The sequence below is a fragment of the Mycobacterium sp. G7A2 genome (assembly GCF_041902445.1).
Lineage (GTDB): Bacteria > Actinomycetota > Actinomycetes > Mycobacteriales > Mycobacteriaceae > Mycobacterium.
In genome coordinates this window covers 5,868,328-5,891,336 of sequence record NZ_CP169251.1, presented here as the reverse complement: position 1 = coordinate 5,891,336, position 23,009 = coordinate 5,868,328, and the positions used below count along the sequence as shown (strand labels likewise).

The 23,009-nt window shown below is 68.3% G+C and carries 20 protein-coding genes and 1 tRNA gene; 8 read left to right on the top strand and 13 right to left on the bottom strand.

Features of this window, described 5'->3' with window-relative positions:
- Nucleotides 1–5: 5 nt before the first annotated feature.
- Nucleotides 6–710: an aminodeoxychorismate/anthranilate synthase component II gene (locus ACEWX3_RS27985; RefSeq protein ID WP_374158348.1), complete on the top strand. Its 705-nt coding sequence runs from the start codon at nucleotides 6–8 to the stop codon at nucleotides 708–710.
- Here the strand turns inward: ACEWX3_RS27985 and pknB are convergent.
- The 7 genes from pknB to ACEWX3_RS27950 all read right to left on the bottom strand — a co-directional run bounded on the left by pknB (nucleotide 688) and on the right by ACEWX3_RS27950 (nucleotide 10,329).
- Complete coding sequence (pknB, locus tag ACEWX3_RS27980; RefSeq protein WP_374158347.1) at nucleotides 688–2,565, bottom strand: Stk1 family PASTA domain-containing Ser/Thr kinase; 1,878 nt, start codon at nucleotides 2,563–2,565, stop codon at nucleotides 688–690. The two genes, ACEWX3_RS27985 and pknB, sit on opposite strands and share 23 nt — an antisense overlap.
- The gene (locus ACEWX3_RS27975) at nucleotides 2,562–3,821 is read right to left on the bottom strand and encodes a protein kinase (protein WP_374158346.1); all 1,260 of its coding nucleotides are present in this window, start codon (nucleotides 3,819–3,821) and stop codon (nucleotides 2,562–2,564) included. The genes pknB and ACEWX3_RS27975 overlap by 4 nt, the downstream gene beginning before the upstream one ends.
- A gap of 43 nt (nucleotides 3,822–3,864) precedes the next feature.
- Entirely contained in the window at nucleotides 3,865–5,340 is a 1,476-nt protein-coding gene (gene pbpA / locus ACEWX3_RS27970) for a D,D-transpeptidase PbpA (RefSeq protein WP_374158345.1), read from the bottom strand.
- A complete protein-coding gene (locus ACEWX3_RS27965; protein ID WP_374158344.1) occupies nucleotides 5,337–6,746 on the bottom strand; it encodes an FtsW/RodA/SpoVE family cell cycle protein in 1,410 nt (469 codons plus the stop codon). Before ACEWX3_RS27965 ends, pbpA begins: the two co-directional genes overlap by 4 nt.
- The gene (locus ACEWX3_RS27960; RefSeq protein WP_374158343.1) at nucleotides 6,743–8,278 is read right to left on the bottom strand and encodes a PP2C family serine/threonine-protein phosphatase; all 1,536 of its coding nucleotides are present in this window, start codon (nucleotides 8,276–8,278) and stop codon (nucleotides 6,743–6,745) included. Before ACEWX3_RS27960 ends, ACEWX3_RS27965 begins: the two co-directional genes overlap by 4 nt.
- Nucleotides 8,275–8,742: an FHA domain-containing protein gene (locus ACEWX3_RS27955; protein WP_152514838.1), complete on the bottom strand. Its 468-nt coding sequence runs from the start codon at nucleotides 8,740–8,742 to the stop codon at nucleotides 8,275–8,277. The genes ACEWX3_RS27960 and ACEWX3_RS27955 overlap by 4 nt, the downstream gene beginning before the upstream one ends.
- A gap of 189 nt (nucleotides 8,743–8,931) precedes the next feature.
- Complete coding sequence (locus ACEWX3_RS27950; protein ID WP_322486598.1) at nucleotides 8,932–10,329, bottom strand: FhaA domain-containing protein; 1,398 nt, start codon at nucleotides 10,327–10,329, stop codon at nucleotides 8,932–8,934.
- Nucleotides 10,330–10,577: 248 nt separating this feature from the next.
- On the opposite strand from ACEWX3_RS27950, the gene ACEWX3_RS27945 reads away from it, so the two are divergent.
- Nucleotides 10,578–10,660: transfer RNA gene (locus ACEWX3_RS27945), tRNA-Leu, on the top strand.
- Between the two features lie 170 nt (nucleotides 10,661–10,830).
- Here ACEWX3_RS27945 and ACEWX3_RS27940 read toward each other — a convergent pair.
- Nucleotides 10,831–11,739 (bottom strand): LysR family transcriptional regulator, encoded by a 909-nt coding sequence (locus tag ACEWX3_RS27940; RefSeq protein ID WP_374158342.1) that lies wholly within the window; start codon nucleotides 11,737–11,739, stop codon nucleotides 10,831–10,833.
- 96 nt (nucleotides 11,740–11,835) lie between these two features.
- Between ACEWX3_RS27940 and ACEWX3_RS27935 the strand changes: the two genes are divergently transcribed.
- The 3 genes from ACEWX3_RS27935 (at nucleotide 11,836) to ACEWX3_RS27925 (ending at nucleotide 15,128) form a co-directional block, all read left to right on the top strand.
- Nucleotides 11,836–12,711 (top strand): SDR family oxidoreductase, encoded by an 876-nt coding sequence (locus ACEWX3_RS27935; RefSeq protein ID WP_374158341.1) that lies wholly within the window; start codon nucleotides 11,836–11,838, stop codon nucleotides 12,709–12,711.
- Between the two features lie 91 nt (nucleotides 12,712–12,802).
- Nucleotides 12,803–13,576 carry a polysaccharide deacetylase family protein gene (locus ACEWX3_RS27930; protein ID WP_374159975.1) on the top strand — a complete coding sequence of 258 codons (774 nt, stop codon included), beginning with the start codon at nucleotides 12,803–12,805 and terminating at the stop codon, nucleotides 13,574–13,576.
- Nucleotides 13,577–13,847: 271 nt separating this feature from the next.
- A complete protein-coding gene (locus ACEWX3_RS27925; protein ID WP_374158340.1) occupies nucleotides 13,848–15,128 on the top strand; it encodes an EAL domain-containing protein in 1,281 nt (426 codons plus the stop codon).
- A 34-nt stretch (nucleotides 15,129–15,162) separates the two neighbouring features.
- On the opposite strand, the gene ACEWX3_RS27920 is transcribed toward ACEWX3_RS27925, so the two are convergent.
- Nucleotides 15,163–16,374, bottom strand: coding sequence for a PucR family transcriptional regulator (locus tag ACEWX3_RS27920; RefSeq protein ID WP_374158339.1), 1,212 nt, complete (start codon nucleotides 16,372–16,374; stop codon nucleotides 15,163–15,165).
- Nucleotides 16,375–16,506: 132 nt separating this feature from the next.
- On the opposite strand from ACEWX3_RS27920, the gene ACEWX3_RS27915 reads away from it, so the two are divergent.
- Nucleotides 16,507–17,997, top strand: a complete 1,491-nt coding sequence (locus ACEWX3_RS27915) for a flavin-containing monooxygenase (RefSeq protein WP_374158338.1) — start codon at nucleotides 16,507–16,509, stop codon at nucleotides 17,995–17,997.
- 32 nt (nucleotides 17,998–18,029) lie between these two features.
- Here ACEWX3_RS27915 and ACEWX3_RS27910 read toward each other — a convergent pair whose 3' ends face one another.
- From ACEWX3_RS27910 to ACEWX3_RS27895, 4 genes are all read right to left on the bottom strand, one after another.
- Complete coding sequence (locus ACEWX3_RS27910; protein WP_374158337.1) at nucleotides 18,030–18,521, bottom strand: STAS domain-containing protein; 492 nt, start codon at nucleotides 18,519–18,521, stop codon at nucleotides 18,030–18,032.
- Nucleotides 18,522–18,766: 245 nt separating this feature from the next.
- Nucleotides 18,767–20,278 (bottom strand): fused MFS/spermidine synthase, encoded by a 1,512-nt coding sequence (locus ACEWX3_RS27905; RefSeq protein ID WP_374158336.1) that lies wholly within the window; start codon nucleotides 20,276–20,278, stop codon nucleotides 18,767–18,769.
- Between the two features lie 243 nt (nucleotides 20,279–20,521).
- On the bottom strand, nucleotides 20,522–20,653 hold the full coding sequence (locus tag ACEWX3_RS27900) for a hypothetical protein (protein WP_374158335.1): 132 nt from the start codon (nucleotides 20,651–20,653) through the stop codon (nucleotides 20,522–20,524).
- A 29-nt stretch (nucleotides 20,654–20,682) separates the two neighbouring features.
- Nucleotides 20,683–21,054 carry a VOC family protein gene (locus ACEWX3_RS27895; RefSeq protein WP_207068565.1) on the bottom strand — a complete coding sequence of 124 codons (372 nt, stop codon included), beginning with the start codon at nucleotides 21,052–21,054 and terminating at the stop codon, nucleotides 20,683–20,685.
- A 174-nt stretch (nucleotides 21,055–21,228) separates the two neighbouring features.
- Here ACEWX3_RS27895 and ACEWX3_RS27890 point away from each other — a divergent pair, with 174 nt between their 5' ends.
- Together ACEWX3_RS27890 and ACEWX3_RS27885 are read left to right on the top strand one after the other, a co-directional pair.
- The gene (locus ACEWX3_RS27890) at nucleotides 21,229–22,590 is read left to right on the top strand and encodes a dicarboxylate/amino acid:cation symporter (protein WP_374158334.1); all 1,362 of its coding nucleotides are present in this window, start codon (nucleotides 21,229–21,231) and stop codon (nucleotides 22,588–22,590) included.
- Between the two features lie 17 nt (nucleotides 22,591–22,607).
- A complete protein-coding gene (locus ACEWX3_RS27885) occupies nucleotides 22,608–22,874 on the top strand; it encodes a YdeI/OmpD-associated family protein (protein ID WP_152514851.1) in 267 nt (88 codons plus the stop codon).
- The last annotated feature ends 135 nt before the right edge of the window (nucleotides 22,875–23,009 follow it).

Here is a 23,009-nt window from a genome sequence, read left to right as displayed (position 1 = left end):
TGACAATGCAGGTGTTGGTCGTCGACAACTACGACAGCTTCGTGTTCAACCTGGTCCAGTATCTGGGCCAGCTCGGGGTGGACGCGCAGGTGTGGCGTAACGACGACGACCGCCTGGGCACCCCCTCCGATATCGCTGCTGCAGCCACCGAGTTCGATGGGGTGCTGCTCAGCCCCGGGCCGGGCACCCCGGAGCGCGCCGGCGCGTCGATCCCGCTGGTGCACGCCTGCGCCGCCGCCCGCACCCCGCTGCTGGGCGTCTGTCTGGGACACCAGGCGATCGGGGTCGCGTTCGGAGGGACGGTCGACCGGGCGCCGGAACTGTTGCACGGCAAGACCAGCGTGGTGCATCACAGCAACCAGGGCGTACTCGCCGGGCTGCCGGATCCGTTCGTCGCCACCCGTTACCACTCGCTGACGATCCTGCCCGACACGGTGCCATCGGAACTCGAGGTCATCGCCCGCACAGTCGGCGGCGAACGACGTGACGGCATGGATGGCGGCGGTGTGATCATGGCGGTCCGCCACGTCGAGCTGCCCATCCACGGCGTGCAGTTCCATCCCGAATCGATCCTCACCCAGGGCGGTCACCGCATGCTGGCCAACTGGCTGGGCTTCTGCGGAGCCGCGCCGGCCGAGCAACTGGTCCGCGAACTCGAGGAGGAAGTCGCCGGCGCCGTCGCCGCGGCTACGACGCGAAGTTCAGCGTGATCCTCGATCCGTAGGTGACCCCCGTGCCCGGTGCCGGGCTCTGGTTCACCACCGCGTTGGTCCGCTGTCCGCTGTTCTGGACGTCGGCTCCCTTGTCCAGCACCCCGGTCCAGCCCAGCGCCCGCAGCCGCGGCTCGGCGTCGGTCCAGAACATTCCGGTCAGGTCCGGCATCACGAACTGGTTGCCGCGTGACACCTGGATCTGGATGACGGTGTCCTGCGGAACCGTCTGTCCGGCCGCGGGTTCCAAGCCGACCACCAGTCCCGCCGAGGTGGTGCTGTCGACCTGCACCGGCACCGTGTTGAGGAACCCCGAGGCCGTCAAGACCTCCTGGCAGGTCTGCTGAGTCTGGCCGACGCAGTCGGGCACCACGGCGGTGGCCGGGCCGCGGCCGACGACGATGGTGATCTCGTTGGTGATCGCCGAGGTCTGATTGGCCGGCGGAAGGGTGGAGAGCACCCGGTCCTTCTGCTCAGGGGTGGATTCCGACGTCGTCTGCCGGAACCGTTCGAAGCCGGCGTCGGTGAGCTTCTCCACCGCCTGGCCGTAGGTCAGGCCGGAGACGTCGGGCACTTCGCGCTGCTCGGGTCCGGTCGAGACGTTGACGGTGATCTCGTCGCCCGCGGCGACTGAGCTGTCGGCCTCCGGGTCGGTGCTGATGACGTGGTCGGGTGGCACCTCGGAGTCGGGCTGCTGCTGGGTGCGGATGGAGAATCCCCGGTTCTGCAGCGCAGCGATCGCGTCGGCGGAGACCTGCCCGCTGACGTCGGGCACCTGCACCTCGCGGGTGTCGCCGCCGAACATGTTGATGCCGACGGTGACCAGCACCGTCAACACCGCCAGCACGGCGACCGCCACCACCCAGCGGGTGACCGAGCCGCTGCGCGGGCGTTCCACGTAGCGCGGCTGATGGCCGCCGACGGGGTCGATCGGTTCGGTGCGGTCCGAGGGCGCCGATGCGGCCAGCATCGACGTCCGCTCGGCGTCGGTGAAGATCTTCGGGGCGTCCGGCGTCTCACCGCTGTGCACCTTGACCAGGTCGGCGCGCATCTCCGCGGCGGTCTGGTAGCGGTTGTCGGGGTTCTTGGCCAGCGCCTTGAGCACGACCGCGTCCAGGTCGGGGGAGATGTCGCCGTTGCGGGTCGACGGCGGCACCGGGTCTTCGCGGACATGCTGGTAGGCGACCGCGACCGGCGAATCCCCGACGAAGGGCGGTTCCCCGGTGAGCATCTCGTAGAGCACGCAGCCCAGCGAGTACACGTCCGAGCGGGCGTCGACCTTGTTGCCACGCGCCTGCTCCGGCGAGAGGTACTGCGCGGTGCCGATCACCGCGGCGGTCTGGGTGACCGGGTTCCCGGCGTCGGCGAGCGCGCGCGCGATGCCGAAGTCCATCACCTTCACGGCGCCCGACTTGCTGATCATGATGTTGGCGGGTTTGACGTCGCGGTGGATGATGCCGTGCTGATGGCTGAAGTTCAGGGCCTGACAGGCGTCGGCGATGACCTCGATGGCCCGCTGGGCGGGCATCGGGCCCTCGGTGTGCACGATGTCGCGCAGCGTCACACCCTCGACGTACTCCATGACGATGTAGGGCAGCGGCCCGGTGGGTGTCTCGGCCTCCCCGGTGTCGTACACCGCGACGATGGCGGGGTGATTCAGGGCCGCGGCGTTCTGCGCTTCGCGGCGGAACCGCAGATAGAAGCTCGGGTCGCGCGCCAGGTCGGCGCGCAGCACCTTGATCGCGACGTCGCGGTGCAACCGCAGGTCGCGTGCGAGGTGGACTTCGGACATGCCGCCGAAGCCGAGGATCTCACCGAGTTCGTACCGGTCGGAGAGGTGCTGGGGGGTCGTCATCGCAACATCTGTTCTGAGGCGTTCAACATCGACGTCGGGGGTCCGACGTCGTCAAGCGGGCGGGATACCCGGTATCCCTGTAATCCATGATCGCCGAAGCGCGCGGGTGCGGCCGCCGGCGACTCCGCCGGTGTCGTCTGTGACGTCTCGTCGCCGCTGGGGGCGCGGTCCTGCCGATCCTGGGCGTTGAGCACGATCAGGATCGCGATGACGATCGCCAGGGCACCGAGCACCCCGGCCGCCCACAGCAGCGCGCGCTGGCCTGACGAGAAGGTGCGCCGGGCCGGCGGCGCGGGGCGGTGGCTGCCGGTGGCGCGCGCGCGTGGCGGCGGTGCGGGGACCGCGCGGGCCTGGGTGGCCGACGGGACCGCCGTCGGCGCCGCCCGGCCGATCGACGGCGCGGCGTTGGGCCGCGGTGGCCGGCGACCGGCCCGCACCGCGGCGACCGCGTCGGCGAACGGGCCACCGGACTTGTACCGCATGCCCGGGTTCTTCACGAGGGTGATCTCGATCAGTTCGCGCACGTTGGGTGGCAGGTCGGCCGGCAGCGGGGGAGGGTTCTCCTTGATGTGCTTCATCGCCACGGTCAGTGCGCCGTCGCCGGTGAACGGCCGCTTGCCCGACACCGCCTCGTAGCCGACCACGCCGAGTGAGTACACGTCGCTGGCGGCGGTGGCGTCGTGGCCCAGCGCCTGCTCGGGGGCGATGTACTGGGCGGTGCCCATGACCATGCCGGTCTGGGTGACCGGGGCCGCGTCGACGGCCTTGGCGATACCGAAGTCGGTCAGTTTGACCTGCCCGGTGGGGGTGATCAGGATGTTGCCCGGCTTGACGTCGCGGTGCACGAGCCCGGCGGTGTGCGCGACCTGCAGCGCCCGGCCGGTCTGTTCGAGCATGTCCAGCGCGTGCCGCAGCGACAGCCGACCGGTGCGCTTGAGCACCGAGTTCAGCGGCTCACCGTTGACCAGCTCCATCACCAGGTAGGCGGTGCGGCCCTCGCCGTCGATGTCGGTCTCGCCGTAGTCGTACACCCCGGCGATGCCCGGGTGGTTGAGCATCGCGACCGTGCGGGCCTCGGCGCGGAACCGTTCGACGAACTCGGCGTCGGTGGAGTATTCGGCCTTGAGGACCTTGATGGCGACCCGGCGGCCCAGCCGGGAGTCCACGCCTTCCCAGACCTGGCCCATGCCGCCGGTGGCGATCAGCCGCTGCAGCCGGTAGCGCCCGGACAGCGTGACACCGACGCGGGGGCTCATTTCTCGCCTCCGGCTCGGCACCGTGTCGCAACCCCGGCGCGTCTCATGCGCCCTCCCGCAATGCAGCGGCGATGGTGGCGCGCCCGATGGGGGCGGCCAGCGCACCACCGGTGGCGGACAGGTGGTTCCCACCGTTCTCCACCAGCACCGCGACGGCGACCTTGGGGGCCTGCGCGGGCGCAAAAGCGATGTACCAGGCATGCGGAGGCGTGTTGCGCGGATCCGTACCGTGCTCCGCAGTGCCGGTCTTGGATGCGATCTGCACGCCGGCGATGGCTCCCTTCTGCTGAGTCACCTGCTCGGCGGCGACCATCAAGTCCGTAAGTGTATCCGCGACATCCTCGGAGACCGCTCGCCGCTCTTCCGTCGGCTCTGTGGTGGCGATTGTCGCGAGGTCGGGTCCGCGGAGGCTCTCGACCAGATACGGGCGCATCGTGACCCCGTCGTTGGCGACCGTTGCAGCGACCATCGCGTTCTGCAGCGGCGTCAGCGCGACGTCTTTCTGACCGATGCTCGTCATGCCCAGCGCTGCCGCGTCGGGGATCGGGCCGATGGTGGACTCGGCGACCTGTAACGGTATCGACGGCGGCTCGACGTCGACACCGAAGGAACGGGCCGTGCTGCGCAGCGCGTCGGCTCCGGTGTCGATGCCGAGCTGGACGAATGCCGTGTTGCACGAATGAGCGAATGCGTAAGCGAGCGTGGCGGTTTCGGCTCCGCCGCAGGGGCGGCCACCGAAGTTCTCCAGCGTGGCGGTGCTGTCGGGCAGCGGAATCGCCGACTGCGCGGTCACCTGGGTGTCGGGGGTGGCGCCGGCCTGCAGGGCGGCGGCCGTCGTCAGCACCTTGAACGTCGACCCGGGCGGGTAGGTTTCGGAGATCGCGCGGTTGAGCAGTGGTGAGTCGGCCTCGTCACGCAGCCGCCGCCAGGCCTCGGTCTGCTCGGCGAGGTCGTGGGTGGCCAACAGGTTGGGGTCATACGACGGCGAGGACACCAGCGCCAGGATCTTGCCGGTGGACGGTTCGAGCGCTACCACCGAGCCCTGGCAGGGGCCCGAACACCCCTCCTGCATCGCGTCCCAGGCGGCCTGCTGCACCTCAGGGTTGATGGTGGTGTCCACATTGCCGCCGCGGGGATCGCGGCCGGTGAAGAAGTCGGCCAGGCGGCGGGCGAACAGCCGCTGATCGGACCCGTTGAGAACCGAGTCCTCGGCGCGTTCCAGCCCGGTGCTCGAATAGCTCAGCGAGTAGAACCCGGTGACCGGGGCGTAGACCAGCGGATCCGGGTAGACCCGCAGGAACCGGAACCGTCCGCCGGTGGACACCGAGTAGGCCAGCAGCTGGCCGCCGGCGGTGATCTGGCCGCGCTGGCGGGAGTATTCGTCGAGCAGCACCCGTTGGTTGCGGGGGTCCGAACGCAGGCTGTTGGCGGTGAAGACCTGGGTGAAGGTGGCGTTGGCCAGCAGCAGCACGACCAGGCCCATGATCATCACCGAGATCCGGCGCAGCGAGGTGTTCATACCTTCTCGATCACCTCGGTGCTGGCGGCCGCGATGGGCCCGCCGGGTGCGGTGTTGCCGATCGGACGGCGCGCGGCGTGCGAGATGCGGACCAGGATCGCCAGCAGCAGATAGTTGGCCACCAGCGAGGACCCGCCGTAGGACAGCCACGGGGTGGTGAGCCCGGTCAGCGGGATCAGGTTGGTGACACCGCCGACGACGATGAACAGCTGGATCGCCAGCGTCGCGGCCAGCCCGGCGGCCAGCAGCTTGCCGAAGCTGTCCCGCACGGCGATCGCGGTGCGCAGGCCGCGGATGATCAGGATCGTGTACAGCATCAGCACCGCCGCCAGGCCGACCAGCCCGAGCTCCTCACCGACGGCGGCGATGATGAAGTCGGTGGAGGCGGCCGGAATCGTGCCCGGCTGGCCGTTGCCCAGTCCGGTGCCGAAGATGCCGCCGGTGGCGAAGCTGAACAGCGACTGCACCATCTGGTAGCCGGCCCCGTCGGGGTCGGCGAACGGGTCCCACCACGTCTGCACCCGCACCCGGACGTGGTCGAACGCGTAGTAGGCGACGACGCTGGCGACGGCGAACAAGCCCAGGCCGAGCACCACCCAGCTGAACCGTTCGGTGGCGATGTACACCATCACCAGGAACGATGCGTACAGCAGCAGCGACGTGCCGAGATCCTTCTCGAAGATCATCACCCCGATGGAGGCGATCCAGGCGGCCAGCAGCGGGGCCAGGTCGCGCGGCCGCGGCAGATCCATGCCGAGCACGTGCTTGCCCGCGCTGGTGAACAGGTTGCGTTTGGACACCAGCACCGAGGCGAAGAACACCAGCAGCAGGATCTTGGAGAACTCGGCGGGCTGAATCGAGAAGCCGGGGAACTGGATCCAGATCTTCGCGCCGTTCTGCTCCGACATCGACCGGGGCAGCACCGCCGGGATCGCCAGCAGGATCAACCCGGTCAACCCGCACAGATAGCCGTAGCGCGACAGCATCCGGTGATCGCGCAGCAGGATGACCACCGCCGAGAAGCCCAGCACCCCGACCAGGGTCCACAACATCTGCTGGTTGGCGGTGCCGCCGAACCCCTGTGCGCGGTTCTCCTCGGCGGCCAGGTCCAGGCGGTGGATCATCACCAGACCCAACCCGTTGAGCAGCGCGACCACGGGCAGCAGCAGCGGGTCGGCGTAGGGCGCGAAACGGCGCACCGCCAGGTGCGCGCCGGCGAACAGCGCCAGGTAGGCGACGGTGTACTGGGCCAGGTCCCAGTGCAGGCCCTGCTCCTGGTTGGCCTCGACGAGCAGCAGCGCGACCGTGGTGATGACCGCGGCGAAGCCGAGCAGGAACAGCTCGGCGTTGCGCCGGTTCGGCAGCGGGGGTGCCACCGCAACCGGAGATTGCGGTTGGGTGCTCATGGCACTTCCCGGCAGTTGGTTCCCGGCTCGGGTGGTGGGGGCGGCAGCGCGGTGACCGTCGGCGACGGGCTGGACGGGGCCGGAGCTCCGGTGACGGTGCGCGGCGTCTCCGGCGACGGACCGGGGGCCGGGCCGCGGGTGGGGCTGGGCGCGCCCGCCGTCGTGGTGGGCGTCGTCGTGGTGGCCGGTGCTCGGGTGCCGTTGGTCGGGGCGGGGGTCGGACGCGGCGTGGCGGGGGCCCTGCTGGAGGTCGTCGGGGCAGGCGGCGCGCAGATCGGCAGCACGGAGCTGCGGGACAGCTCCTCGATCTGGCGGATCGCGTCGTCGAGGGTGCCCGAGGGCAGCCCCGCGATCACCTGGGCGCGCTCGGAGGGCCGCATGTCGCTGACGCCGAGCAGCCGGCAGTTCAGGTTCTGCTGAGATTGATCGGCGCTGATCAACGACAGTTCGTTGCGCGAGTTCAGACAGCCGAGAAGATAAGGCTCCTGCAGCGAGAGTCCGAGAAAGGAACCCTGCACGCCCCGCAGGATGGAGACGGTGCCCTCGTGTTCGCCGACGTAGTAGTTGCTGCGCACGATTTCACGGGCTACGGCCAGACCTGCGAGCACCACCAGGACCAGCACGGCCGCTGCGATGTACATGCGGCGCCGTGACTTGGGGCGCGGCGGCGGCTCCTCGGGCTGCTGCACCACGCGTTTGGCGGCAGTGCGTTTCGGGTTGAACGCCGATGCGCGGCCCGCCGCGGTGTCCGGCGGCGCGCTCTGGTCGTCGACGCCGGAGACGGCGCCGGCCAGGATGGGCTGCGTCTGGCCGTAGTCGTAGTCGACCACATCGGCCACGACCACCGTGACGTTGTCCGGGCCGCCGCCGCGCAGCGCCAGCTCGATGAGCCGGTCGGCGCTTTCGGCGGTGTCCTCGATCTGCAGCGCGTCGAGGATCGTCTCCTGGCTGACCGGGTCGGACAGTCCATCGGTGCACAGCATGTAGCGGTCGCCGGCGCGTGCCTCCCGCATGATCAGCGCCGGCTCGACCTCGTGGCCGGTCAGCGCTTTCATGATCAACGACCGCTGCGGGTGGCTGTGCGCCTCCTCGGCGGTGATGCGGCCCTCGTCGACGAGGGTCTGGACGAACGAGTCGTCCTTGGTGATCTGGGTGAGCTCGCCGTCGCGCAGCAGATAGCCCCGGGAGTCGCCGATGTGCACCAGGCCCAGGCGGTTACCCGCGAACAGGATCGCCGTGAGCGTGGTGCCCATGCCGTCGAGCTCGGGGTCGGCGTCGATGTGCGCGGCGATCGCCGAGTTGCCCTCCCGGACGGCGGCGTCGAGCTTGCTGAGCAGGTCTCCGCCGGGCTCGTCGTCATCGAGGTGGGCCAGCGCGGCGATGACGAGTTGGGAGGCGATCTCACCGGCGGCGTGCCCGCCCATCCCGTCGGCCAGCGCCAGCAGCCTGGCCCCGGCGTAGACCGAGTCCTCGTTGTTGGCGCGCACCAGCCCGCGATCGCTGCGCGCGGCGTATCGAAGCACGAGCGTCACGGGCGCAGCTCTATCACCGTCTTGCCGATCCGCACGGGGGTGCCCATCGGAACTCGTACCGCCGTCGTCACCTTCGCCCTGTCGAGGTATGTACCGTTGGTTGATCCTAGGTCCTCTACATACCACTCCGGACCTCGCGGCGAGAGCCGGGCGTGGCGGGTGGAAGCGTAGTCGTCGGTCAGCACCAGGGTGGAGTCGTCAGCCCGGCCGATCAGAACCGGCTGGGTACCCAGCGGAATCCGGGTGCCCTTGAGCGCGCCCTCGATCACCACCAGCTGGCGGGGCACGTTGCGTCCGCCCCGGCTGGGCAGGATGGACCCCCGCAGAGCCAGGCCACGACGCACCATCACCGCGCCGGTCGGCGCATAGATGTCGGTGCGCAGAATCCGCAGCACCGACCAGATGAACAGCCACAACAGCAACAGGAAGCCGACACGGGTCAGCTGCAGTACCAGCCCCTGCATCTGACGTCCTCTCCGTCCCGGTGATAAACCCCGCGCAAGCGCTCCGCCCGGTCACACCGCTCGTCGGCCTGGTGAGGCCCCCCGCGCAAGCGCGCCCTGCCTGCCTCCGGCATCGTCACCATACTGTGGTGTCGATCGACGCGAAGGTCACACCGACCGCTTTCCCGGCGTTGCCGGGCGCTCCGACCCTCAGTGAACGCGGACGATGATCTCGGAGTGTCCCAGCCGGATGACGTCGCCGTCGGCCAGCTGCCACTCCTGGACCGGGGCGTTGTTCACCGTCGTGCCGTTGGTGGAGTTGAGGTCAGACAATAGCGCGACCTGACCGTCCCAGCGGATTTCCAGGTGCCGACGGGACACACCCGTGTCGGGCAACCGGAACTGAGCGTCCTGACCGCGGCCGATCACGTTGGCGCCCTCGCGGAGTTGGTAGGTGCGGCCGCTGCCGTCGTCCAACTGCAGGGTCACCGTGGCGCCGGCGGCAGAGTAGTCGCCCTGGCCCGCTCCGTAGCCCTGGCCGTAGCCGGCGGGAGCGCCGTAACCGCCGTCACCGTAACCCTGCTCGGGATAGCCACCCGGGGCTTCGCCGTAGCGGCCGTAGTCCGGCTGGGCGTAATCCTGGCGACCGCCGTAACCCTGGCCGCCGTAACCGCCCTGGTCGGGATAGCCACCCTGATCCGGATATCCGCCGTGGTCGGGGTAGCCACCCTGGTCCGGGTAGCCGGGACGGCCCTGCGGGGGGTAGCCGCCGTCGTCGGGGCGTCCGGGGGGACGGCCGTAGTCGTAGTCGTTGGACGGAGGGCCGTACCCGGGGGGCGGTCCGTAACCGCCCGGCGCCTGCCGGTAGCCCTGGTCCGGGTAGCCGGGGGGCGGGCCGTATCCGGCCGGGGGGCGCTGTTCGTAGGACGGCGGCGGGTAGCCCTGGTCCGGGTAGCCACCCTGCTCGGGGTAGCCGCCCTGGTCCGGGTAGCCGCCGCGCGGCGGGTAGTTCGGCTCGCCCTGCGGGGGATAGCCACCCTGCTCGGACGGCGGGTAGTGACCGCCGCGCTGATCCTCCGGCCGGTTGTAGCGCTCGTCGTAATACTCGTCGGCGGGCCGGCCCTGGCCGGGACCCTGGCCGCCGCGGTAGGTCGGGTTGTCGCTCATCGGTGGTACTCCTGGTTCTGCGGGGGACGAGAGTTCTCGAGGTGGAGGGGCGGGCACGTCGTTGGTCGTGTCGGGATTGACCGCCCCACGCGCGCGAAACTGTCCGGTGTGCAGGCTCGGTGACTGCTCGAATCTGACGACCACATCACCATACGTTTGCCACCCCTGCTCATGGATGTATCCCTCCAGGTGCTTGGCGAACGTGGTCGCGGTGATGTCCGGATCGGCACTCACCTTGTGGTAGTCGGGCACACTGAGGGTAATGACGTAGTCGTTCGGGGCCAAAATGCGACCGCGGCCGACTTCGCGGGCGCTGCTCTCGGCCTCGCGCCGCAGCAGCGTCTCGACCTCGGCCGGAACGATCGAGCCACCGAACACCCGGGCGAAGGCGTCGCCGACCTTGTCCTCGAGTTTTCGCTCGAAGCGGTCGACCAACCCCATCTACCCGCCCGCCTCCTTCATGTCGTGAGCTGTTCGTGCACAGACTGTTGACGCCCCCAGCGTGTCGACTGGCAGCGACGCTCAGATGCATGGTATCGGCCATGTCTGGCACTGCGGGACCAACGGAACTCTGAGAATCACATCGCCGCAGGTCAAGCGGGTGTGACGAGCCGTTTTGGCGTTCGGGGTGCTCGCCCAGTACGGTTGGGTCCCGGGGTTGCCTGCGTGATAGGCTCCCCCGGTTGTTCGGGCGAGTGGCGGAATGGCAGACGCGCTGGCTTCAGGTGCCAGTGTCCTTCGGGACGTGGGGGTTCAAGTCCCCCTTCGCCCACATTTGAGCGGTTCTACGAACTGCGACGCATGAGGTCACGAACCAGAAATGGTTCGTGACCTTTGTGCTTGTGGGCGGGTTCTTTCAGGACTGATCTCGGGAGGCCAGCCCCGGTGGGGAGGCGGACTTCAGGAGAGTCTCGGTTCTCCAGATCTGAGACGGCTGTCTGCTCACGTGACGGGCTCGAGGGTGTCGTGGATCATTCTTCTGAGAGCGGCTACGCCTGGGTCGTTGTCGACGCGGGTGTGCCAGTGCAGACGAATCTCGTATTCCGGTAGTACCAGCGGTAGTTCGAAGATGTGCAGTGCTGACCGCCCGGCGTGGTGGTGTGCCAGCCGGCGCGGCACGGTGGCTACGCAGTGCCCGTTCTCCACGACAGCGACCAGCGCGCTGTAGTACGGCATTGTCAGTTGAATGTTGCGTGTCAAGCCCAGCCGGGCCAGGGCGTCGTCGACTTCGCGACCGCGGCCCGAGGTGATTTCGACATTGGCATGGGGCAGGTCCACGAACCGTTCGAGTGTCATGGGCGTGCTCGCTGCGGGGTGATCGCGGGCAACGATGCCGACGATGTCGTCAGAGAACACCGGCTCCGATCGCCATGCCGGTGAGGTGGTGGTGGGGATGCCGAGGTACAGGTCGAGCTCACCGGTGGCCAGGGCGTCGGTGACGGCGATGCGATCCAGGGCCATGACGCGCAGGGAGGATCGCGGGGCGTCCCGTTGGAGCCGATGGTGGAGTTCGGGAAGAAGTAGCGGGCCGTACAGCTCGGCGAAGGCGATGACCCATTCGCGGGTGGTCGACGCCAGCTCGAAGTCGTCGAGGTCGTGCACGATTCCGTCCAGCAGTCCCAGCGCCTCCTTGAGGCGCGGCTGAATGGCGAGAGCGGCGGGGGTCGGGCTCAGACCGCGACCGGATCGCACCACCAGAGGGTCACCGAGCAGCAGACGTAAACGTGCCAATGCGTTCGACACCGTCGGCTGGGTGGTGTGAAGCCGCGCGGCGGCCCTGGTGGCGCTGCGCTCGTCGAGTACGGCATCCAAGACCACCAGCAGGTTCAGATCAACCGACGCGAGATTCACCAGATGAATATCGCACATCAGCAATCATTGTTGGTGTGCATGCTTTGCCGCTTCTACAGTCGGAATCGACCAGTCTTTCGACGAAAGGGCGTTGTCATGCGCGTACTGGTGACCGGAGCCCGCGGCGGTGTCGGGGGCTGCATCGTCGATCGACTGCGCGACACGGGAGTGGCTGTGCGTGCGACCTGCCGCCACCCAGCTGCCCAGCGCTGGCCGTGGGCCGAGACCGTGGCCGGCGACCTTGATCAGCCGCACACGTTGAGGCCTGCACTCGATGGCGTGGACGCGGTCTTCCTCTACAGCTTCGCCCAACCAGAGACCCTGCCGGGACTTGCCGCCGAGATGCGCGCCGCCGGGGTGCGCAAGGTGGTGGTGCTCTCCACGATCGACACCACCCGTAACGAACCATTCGTCGAGTACAACAAGCAACGTCACCTCGCGGTGGAGAACGCCATGCACGACGGGGGATTCACCACCGTCTGCCTGCGCCCCGGCGCGTTCGCCCGCAACGCGATTCGGTTCTGGGCCAACCAGATCCGCTCCGAAGAGCGGGTGCGTCTGCCGTTCCCGCAATCCCAGCAGGCGCCCATCGCCGACGAGGACATTGCCACGGTCGCTGTACACGCACTGACCTCGCAGCAGTTGGACGGTCAGAAGATCGTCCTCACCGGACCGCACTCGCTGACAATGCGCGAGCAGGTCGAAATCATCAGCCAGGCCATCGGCAAAACGATTGACGTCATCGAGATCCCAGACACCGAGGCCCGCGTACTCTACGGACGAATCCTGCCTCCGGAATACCTCGAGCTACTCATGGGGCAATGGGCCTTCGAGGTCACCGAGCCAGCCGTCGTCACCGACGCCGTGGAACGAATCACCGGCCGCCCAGCCACCACCTACGTGGAATGGGCAACCAGCCACAGCGACGCGTTCACCGAGAATTCGCCGGCCGCCGTCCGTACCGATACGTGAGGAGACGACGGGGGGCTCGGAGACAAGATGTGAGCCGTTCACATTCCTGGAAATGAGACACGTGGCGAACTTCTGGCCACCGGTGTCGGCGATGAGCGATCAAGATCATTTTGCCGGTGTGCTGGTAGACACGGATCTCGTGCAGAAATGGGTTACAGGAACGGCGATCGCGCTGGTAATGCTGCTCGCGTCCACCTTCGCCGGCTACACCTTGTCCACGTCTCGGACCTTTCAACTAGCCGGTGAGATCATTGACCGGGTCGACACCACTGACAAGGTGGTGGCGCTGACGTTGGACGACGGCCCCACCGAATGGACACCAGACGTTCTCGACGCACTGGCCACAGCGGATATCCCGGCGACGTTCTACCTCAACGGCGCCGACCTGGACCGCCACCCCGACCAAGGTGCGGCGATTGTGCGCGCAGGACACGAAATCGGAAACCACACCTACACCCACCGCCGAATGGTGTTCGTCTCCGGTGCCACCGTTGCCGACGAAATAGAGCGCACCGACGAAGCCATCGCACGCACTGGCTATCGCGGTCCGGTGACATTTCGACCGCCCTACGGCAAGAAGCTCTGGGCGCTCCCGCACTACCTCGCCGAACACAGCCGCACCACAATCACCTGGGATCTGGAACCAGATTCGGCAGGCAATCCCACCACCGACCAGATCGTCGGCGACACCGTGGAAAGCGTCCGCCCGGGCTCGATCATCCTGCTGCACGTCATGCTGGAAAGCCGTGCCGCGTCTCGCGCCGCCGTCCCGCAGATCATCGACCGGCTCCAGTCCGACGGCTACCGATTCGTCACCGTGAGCGAACTACTCACCCTCCGCACAGCTGGTGCGCCCGCTGACTGACTCCGGCCCATTAGCGCTGGTCGTGTCGGAGCTGTCTCAAGTTTCCTGAAAACGAGGCCGCATCGCGTGAGGCTCTACGTGGTGGTCAGAGCACGGGGTTGCCCTGCCCCAGCGAATCCGACGAAGGCCAGCGTCGACTGCGCGTGTTCGGTAGCGTGAGGCACGCGAATCTGTGGTCGTCAACAGAGCGAACTGGGCCGCGGCGTCGATCATGTGTGGTGCCCGAGTGAGGAATTGGCCGGCCTCGACCCGACCAGGGGACGGGGGTGACGTGGAAAGAGTGATCCAGGCTCTGGTCGCGTCGCTGGAACCGGCGTCGTTGGTGAACCGCGTCGCGGAGCAGGCATGTGCGTTCGCGCCCAAGGCCGACGGCGCTGCGATCACGCTGCTGCGCGCCACCGACAATGCCTACGTCACCGTATCCGCCCACGGCGTGCTCGCCACGGCGGTCGGCTTCGTGGTGCCCAAGCGAGGCAGCTTGCAGGGACGCGCCGCGCACGAGCGACGTCCCCAGCTGATCGAGGACGCGATGGTCGACTCGCGCCTGACCGCGCGCGTGCGCTCGATGAACAAGCAGTGGGGGACCCGTTCCTGGGCGGCGATTCCGTTGACCTACAACGATCACGCGATCGGCTCTCTGCTGTTGGCCGCCGCGGAGCCCGGCGCGTTCACGGAGGAGGACCTCGATTCACTGCTCGCGATCAGCGAGTTCGTCTCGGCGTTGATCGGGGCGCAGTCTCAGATCTCGAGCCTGTTGACCCAGGTGATGACCGACAGCGAGGAGCGTGGACAGCGGGCGCTCACCGCCCGGTTCGTCGCGTCGGTGATGCTGCCGGAGACCGCCGAGGTCGGTGCATTACAAGACGAACTGGAATCGCTGCTGGCGCAGTCGAACGTTCTGAGTGTGGTCTTCCAACCGATGGTTCATCTCGCCAGCGGTGAGGCCCTTGCCTACGAGGGGTTGACGCGTTTTCCTCCCGATTCCGCGTTGACACCGCAGAAGTGGTTCACCACCGCCCGCCGCCTGGGCCGCGGTGTTGCGATCGAGCACGCCGCGTTGCGGGAGGTGCTGACCGCGGCCACACGCATACCCGACCGCTATCCGGTCGCCGTCAACCTGAGCCCGAGCGCTGTTCTGGACCCGTCGATCCAGGAGCTGTTGGTCAGCGTCGACCGGCCGTTGATCGTGGAAGTCACGGAGCACGAACCATTTCCCGAGTCGTTCGGAGCCGATCTGGAGAAGCTGCGCGGTGCGGGGGTCTCAGTGGCCGTCGATGACGCCGGCGCGGGGTACGCCAGCTTCGTCCAGCTCTTGCGGCTGCGTCCCGACATCATCAAGATCGACGGGGAGTTGGTCGACGGCATCGACGAGAATCCCGTGAAGCGCGCCTTCGCCACGGCGTTGAAGGCGTTGGGCGCAGAGCTCGGAGCGAAGATCGTCGCCGAAGCCGTCGAGACACCCGCCCAGCTCGACACCCTGACCCGGCTGGGCATCGAATACGGTCAGGGCTTCCTGCTGGGGCGCCCGGTATCCGAGCCGTTCCCGACGTAGGGCCTCCGGCTTCTGGTGATCGGCATCGTCCGGCTCATCGTCCCCGCCAGCGCAGCACGTCCAGCGCCACCGCGACGTCGACGACGTTGTCGGACAGCGGCCGAGGCAGCAGTTCATCGGCGCGGGCGAGCCGGCGCAGCAGGGTGTTGCGATGGGTGTAGAGCCGTGCCGCTGCGCGAGAGGCGTTGCACTGCAAGGCAATGAATGTCCGCACGCTGTCCTGTATGTCAGGCTCGGCGGCCGCGAAGTCACCCAGGACCCGGTCGACGAAGCTGGTGGCGCGGTCGGTGTCCGCGGTCACCAGCGCGACCAGTTCGATGTCGGCGAAGAACGCGAGCTGCTGTGGTGAGCGCAGTCGCGCCATCATCTGCTGGGTGGTCAACGCGTCGAAGTGGCTGCGGCGGAAGCCTTCCGGCCCGAGGGCAGTGGACCCCACGGCGACTCGGATGCCCTCGGGCGGGTGCACCGCCTGCAGCACCGAAGTGCCGTCGGCCGGGATGACACCCGGCACCCACAGCCAACGCGTCGCGGTGCTGGCGAGCACGCTGAGGTGGTGAGCGGCCCCGGCGGCCTGCGCGATCGCCTCGGCGGTCCGGTCGAGCCGCGGCGCTGCGTCCGGATCGTCGCTCCAGATCACCGCGGCGGTGTGCGGGCCGGTCAGCGCATAGCCGAGGCGGTCCTCGGCCCGTCGGCGGGGGATGGGCGCGCCGTCGAGCAGCAACGCCACCGTCTCGCGGCGTTCGGCATGCGTGCCGCGGGTGAGTTCGTCGCGCTCGGCGTCGATCTGCGCGGCGATCCCGGCCAGCGTGGCGTCGATGAACGAACTGATCGACCGCGAGCACACGTCGAGCATCTCGTGCAGCTCGGCCGGGTCGGAGGTCAGCTCGAAGGCGATCTCCATCAGCCGCCGCCACGCCACGGCTTCCCCCACCCGGTAGGCGTCGAGGGAGTACGCGTCCAAGCCTCTGCGCACCACCTCGCGGGCGATGGTCAGCGGTTCGGGACCGGTGTTGGGCGGGACCGGGGCCCCGGGGTCGCGGACATTGGCGGTGCCCCAGAAGAACAGGTTGGCGCGGTTGCTGCGGCTGACCGCCGCGGCGAGCTCGGGGTCAGCCGCGATCGTCGGGCTGGCCGCCAGCACGGATGCGTCCAGTTCGTCGAGCCATTCGGGGCGGGCGTTGACGACGATCTGCGCGCACTGCCGGATCAGCTCCCGAACCGCTGGTGAGGGGAGTGCCGACGACATGCTCCGACCGTAGTTCAGTGGTGCATTGTGCACCACATAACCGGTGTATCAGGGTAGTTCTGACCTTGGCTGGCGGCTCCGTGCACGCGACGATCGGTACATCGCTCGACCACCTGCACAGGAGCTACCGCCATGGACCATCCCGAACACCTCGACGTCCTGATCGTCGGCGCCGGAATCTCCGGCATCGGCGCCGCCTATTACCTGCAGCGCCACCATCCCGATCGGCAGTACGCGATCGTCGAGGCGCGCGGTGCGACCGGGGGCACCTGGGACCTGTTCCGCTATCCCGGAATCCGCTCGGACTCCGACCTGCACACCTTCGGTTACGAGTTCAAGCCGTGGCGCGACGAACACGCCATCGCCACCGCCGACAAGATCCTGGCCTATCTGCGTGAGACCGCCGCCGAGAACGGCATCGACGACAAGGTCCGGTTCCACCACAAGGTGCTCGGCGCCGAGTGGAGCAGCGCCGAGGGTCGCTGGATCGTCGACATCGAACGGACCGACACCGAAGAACGCCTTCAGATCAGTGCGAACTGGCTGTTCTGCGCCGGCGGCTACTACCGCTACGACGAGGGCTACACCCCGCACTTCGAGGGCCGCGAACGCTTCACCGGCCGCATCGTCCATCCCCAGCACTGGCCGGAGGACCTCGACTACACCGGCAAGAAGGTCGTCATCATCGGCAGCGGCGCCACGGCGGTGACCCTGGTGCCGGCGATGGCCGGCACGGCGGGACACGTCACCATGCTGCAGCGCTCACCGACCTACGTCCTGCCGGTGCCGTCGAAGGACCGGTTCGCCAACATCGCCAAGACCGTGCTCGGCGACAGACGGGGATATGCGCTGGCTCGCCGCAAGAACATCGCCAAACAGCGCTTCGTGTACCAGTTCTGCCAGCAGCACCCCGCCGCCGCGCGCCGGCTGATCCGGCGGCTGAACGCCAAGCAGCTGCCCGCCGGCTACCCGGTCGACGAGCACTTCAGCCCGACCTACAACCCGTGGGATCAGCGCCTGTGCGCGGTGCCCGACGCCGACCTGTTCACCGCGATCAGCGACGGCAGCGCCTCGGTGGTCACCGACCGGATCACCACGTTCACCGAGACCGGGATCCTGTTGGAGTCCGGACGTGAACTGGACGCCGACATCATCGTCACCGCAACGGGATTGACCATGCAGGCTTTCGGCGGCATGTCGCTGACCGTCGACGGCGCCCCGGTGAATCTGCCGGACACCGTCGCCTACAAGGGCATGATGCTCTCGGGCGTGCCGAACTTCGCCTACGCCATCGGTTACACCAACTCGTCGTGGACGCTGAAGGTCGGCCTGCTGTGCGAGCATTTCTGCCGGCTGCTGGCCCACATGGACGCCCACGGCTATGACACCGCGTGCCCCGTGCCCGACGATCCGAACATGCAGACCCGTCCGTTCATCGACTTCTCCGCCGGATACGTCCAGCGCGCCGTCGACCAGCTGCCCCGTCAGGGCGCCGGTCAGCCCTGGGTGACGTCGATGAGCTACCACTCCGATGTGCGGTTGCTGCGGGACGAGGCCGTCGGCGATCCACAGCTCAAGCTGACATCGTCGGCCCACCTGGCCGCCACGCTGGTGGCCCGGTAGGTCGGACGGGGCGGCCCGGCCACGCCGTGAGGTCAGGAGGCGCGGTGGTGAGCGTCGTCGGGGGTTCGGATTTCCGACCGCGCACTCCAGCGTCGATGGTGGCGGCTGTGGGCGATGCGGTCGAGTCGCCGCAGCGCCGCGCGCAGGTTGTCCGCCAGCGGAAGTTCGCCGCCGGGGTCGCAGATCGACAGCAGCCGGCGCACGTGGCGGCTGCCGACGATCGCCCAGTCGACGTCGGTGCGGGCGCAGTGCACGCTGATGTAATACAGCGCGGTGAAACCCTGGGTGCCGAAGAAGTCGACCGAGCGCAGATCCAGCACCAGTTGCCGCGAGGCCCGGGTGTGGTGCACGACGTAGCGGGCCAGCTCGCGTCCGTTCACCGCATCGATGTCGCCCCGGACTCCGACGGCGATCCGGTCGCGCGAGCACGGCCGCACGGCGAACGTGGCGTTACTGATTCGTCTTCGGTCGTCGCCCGGCACCGGCGGATGGACCCACGTATTGTCGACGTCGACCGTTCTCATGCTTCGCGTCCTGTCGCTACGGCCTTGTAGGGGACTACGACGGCTTCCCCGCGTCGGTGACGCCGTCGCGGGCTGGAAGCTCAACCCGAGCCCAGGGTAGTACGAAATCCGAAGGTCGCCCACCAGATTGCCGAACTGGCCGGAAATAGTTCGCATCCTGGCTCTTCTGAGCGGGACGGGCCCCGAGCAGCGGGAGTTCCCACGCGGGATTCAGAAGGCTCGGCGACGGAATCCGCAGCAGACGTTCACCGGCCAGACCCGAACGGCTCGAGCAGTTGATCGACCGGAGCGTGGTCGTCGGTCAGCACCTGGGCGTCGCCGATCCAACGGGCCAGCTCGTTGCCGGTGATCGCCGTCCACCCGGTGTCGCGGCCGGCGAGCGCCTCGTCGAGGGCCTGCGCCGAGACGAGTCGATCGGAGGCGACGACGACGAGGTTTCCGCCACGTGCGGACGCGGGGTCCACGGCCAGATCGGCGGGTTCGCCCAGCAGCGCGACGTGGTCGAACACCTCGGCCGCCGTGGCGACCTCGGCGCGGGCGAACGCCAGCTCGCCGTGGTCGATCAGATTGGCCGCGTAGACACCGCCGGGCGCCAGCACGCGCTGGATCTCCGACAGGGCCTCGACGGTGGTCAGGTGCCACGGCACGCTGACACCGCCGAACGCATCACCGACGACGAGGTCCCGGGCGTCGGCGTCGAGGCGCTGCAGACCCAGTCGGCCGTCTTCGACGCGAATGTCGATGCCGGTGCCGGCCAGCTCGCCGAACTCGTCGCGGTCGAGTCCGACGACGCCGCCGTCGATCTCGGAGACCACGCTGCGCGTGCCGGGCCGGACCTCGGCGAGATAGCGGGGAAAGGTCAGCCCACCGCCACCGAGGTGGTACGCGTCGAGGGTCTCCCGGTCGGGAAACGCCGCATCGACCACCGCGGCGAGGGCGCGCACGTAGTCGTACTGCAGGACGGTGGGGTCGGCAATGTCGACGTAGGAGTGCCGTAGTCCGTCCAGCACCAGGGTGCGTCCGCTGTCCCGGTCTGGGTCGGCGACGACCTCGGCGCAGTGATACTTGGTCTCGGCGTCGCAGCCGCCGGGGGCGACGGCGCTGGCCAGCGCGGCGACCGTCAGCGCAACGACCAGCACGGCGGCCCGAGAGCGCACCCACCCGTGTGCCCGCCACTCCACCACGGCGGCTCCGATCACCAGCAGCACGCCGAGGCCTACCAGGATGGCGCTGACCGGCAGACGTGAGATCAGCACGAAGCCGGTGATGACGGTGCCGGCGATGGCCCCCACGGTGCCGACCCCGGAAAGCTTGCCCACCACGGTGCCGGTGTCGGCCAGATCGAACAGCCGGATCTTGGTCACCATCGGCGTCACCGCCGACAGCAGCGCACCCGGGACGAGGATGGCCGCCGACGCGACCAGGATCAGCAGCGGCGGCGCCCATTCCGCGGCCATCCGGACCACGGCCGGACTCAGCGCCACCACGACGCCGGAGACGCCCAGCGCCGGGGCGATGAGGCGGCGAGGGTCGACGCGGTCGGCTGCCCGCCCGCCGGCCCAGGAGCCGAGCGCGATCGCCGCCAGCGCGATGCCGATGACCAGCGTGCTGGTCTCCAGCGTGAGCCCGAGGTAGGGCGCCAGCAGCCGCAGTGCGGTGATCTCGACAACCAGCACCGCGGCCGACGACCCGAACACCAGTGCCGCGGCGGCGCGTGGGCCCATGGCCGGTGGCGGCGGGGGCGGCGGGTCGGTCACAGGGTCAATCCTGCCAACCGCTTGCGTCTTGTCTCCCGCGCCGTGGCACCGAGCGGGATCACGCCCCAGAGCGCCGAGCGTGAACTGCTTGCGATTTTCGAGCCGATTCTTCGCAGAGAATTCACGCTCGGCGAGGCGGCTGGAGGGAGGGCCGGCCGCGGCCGGCTACGCACGGGGAGGCAACCGACAGGTGCCGGAGCCGGCCGGCCCTTGCCCCGCTTACTGGCCGGCGCTGGCCCCCGCCTACTGGTCGGTGGGCTTGTCGGCCTCGTCGTCGGGCAACGGCAGGGCTTCGGCCCCGGGTGTCGCCGGCGCCAACACCTTATCTTCTTCGGTGATCCGGTCCGACGTTACATTCTGCTCGGGGTTTGTCATGCCGACGTGGTACCCCGACGGGCTCGGTGCTAATCGGGCGTCATGTCGAAAACCAGGCAGAACGGATGCCCCGACGGGTCGCGGAAGACACGGAAGTTCTCCTCGCCTGGCGCGTCGGTCACCCGGGTGGCGCCCAGCTCGAGCACATCGGATTCGGCCCGGTCGATGTCGTCGACCTCGATGTCGAGGTGGAACTGCTGGGAGCCGTGCGGGTCGGGGAAAGTCGGTGGTTCGTGCTCGGGGGAGAGCTGGAAGGCGAGCCGGCGCCCGGTCGGGTCGTCGAGGGTCACCCATGTTTCGTCGTCGGCCTCGACGCGGCCGCCCAGCACTTCGGCCCAGAATTGAGCGAGCCCGCGCGGGTCGGCGCTGTCCATGACGACGGCGTGCAGTTTTCCGATCATGCCCACCAGATTGCCGGGTCGGATGCCGCCGAAACGAGTGCCGTTTGCGACCGGTTTGATGTCCGCGGTGTTACCGCCGTTGGCGTGCCCGTTAAATCTGTCCGACCAGCAGCTGACCCGGTGTGGAACTGGGAAGCCTGACGCATCCGGTTTGGCCTTTCCGAGGGAGGACGCATGTCAGCTTCATCAGTTGAGCCCGAGCGGCGGAAGCTCTCACTTACCGCAAAAGTAGCGATCGGCATGGTCGCCGGACTGGCGGTGGGGGTCGCCTTCAACGTCCTGGGCAATCAGTGGATCAGTGACAACGTCGTCAACGGCTTCCTCGACATGGTCGGCACGGCCTTCCTGAACGCACTCAAGCTGCTCGTCGTGCCGCTGGTGATCTTCTCGCTGATCACCGGCGTCACCGGGATCGGCGACGTCCGGATGCTGGGTCGCGTCGGCGGCAAGGCGCTCGGGCTCTACCTGATGACGACCGCGCTCGCGATCAGCGTGGCCATCGGCATCGCCCAGTTGATCGGTCCGGGCCGCGGATTCGACATGACCGGCGTCGACACCTCGGGCATCGAAACCGAAGAGGCGCCCTCGTTCTGGGAGGTCATCTCCGGCATCATCCCCACCAACCCGATCGAGGCCTTCGCCGAGGGCGAGATGCTCCAGATCATCTTCTACTCGATTCTCGTCGGAGTCGCCGCGCTGATGCTCGGTGAGCGTTCCGAGGGCTTCGTCAGGGCCTGCGGATTCATGAACGAGCTGATGATGAAGATCGTCAGCATCGTGATGGCGGTCGCTCCCTACGGTGTCTTCGCCCTCATCGCCCGGGTGTTCGCCGAAGAGGGAATCGATCTGTTCAAACCGGTGATGGCCTATGTGGTGACACTGGTGGGCTCGTTGCTGTTCCACCTGTTCGTCACGCTGATGGTGTTGTACTGGGCACTGACCCGGCTCAACATCCGGACGTTCATGCGCAAGATCCGCGCCGCGCAGGTGTTCGCGTTCTCGACCGCCAGCTCGAACGCCACCATTCCGATCACTCTGCGCGCCGTGACCCAGCGGATGGGCGCCGGCAATTCCGTTGCCTCCTTTACGGTTCCGTTCGGCGCCACGATCAACATGGATGGCACGGCGATCATGCAGGGCGTCGCCACGGTGTTCCTGGCCAACGTGTACGGCGTCGACCTGGGAATCGCCGGTTACCTCACCGTCATCGCGATGGCGGTGCTGGCGTCCATCGGCACGGCCGGGGTGCCCGGCGTGGGCATGGTGATGCTCACGATGGTGCTCACCCAGGTGGGTCTGCCGATCGAAGGTGTGGCGATCATCCTCGGCGTGGACAGGCTGATGGACATGATCCGCACCGCGGTCAACATCACCGGCGACGCGGTCGTCACCTGCATCGTGGCCAAGAGCGAGAACAAGCTGGACCGCGCCGTCTACGACGATCCCGACGCCGGGCTGCGCGGGGACGACGACATCGAGTTCGACCCCGAGGCCGAAGAGGAGCTCGCCCATACGCTCGAGGGAGCCAGGCGGTAGCCGATATCCTGCCCGGTATGGGCAGCCAACCGGTTCCAGGTGGAGTGGTGCACGAACTGCCCGCTGACCTGCGGGCGGCGTTGAGCGGCAATGACACCGCGCTGGCGGCGTGGCAGGACATCACGCCGCTGGCGCGCAACGAGTTCATCTGCTGGGTGGAGGACGCCAAGCAGCAGAAGACGCGCGAACGCCGCATCCGCCGCACCCAGGAGGAACTCGAGGAGGGCAAGCGCCGGCCGTGTTGCTGGCCGGGATGCAAGCACCGGGAGCGAAACGGCCGCTGACCGCGACCCACGACGCGACGTGGCAGCACCGCGTGACCAGCGGCCCGGTTGACGGGTGACGCCGCTGTGCTGTCGTGCGATTCGGGAATCCGACGGCAATGTCGCGCGGCCCCGGCGCCGGGATGACACGATGGC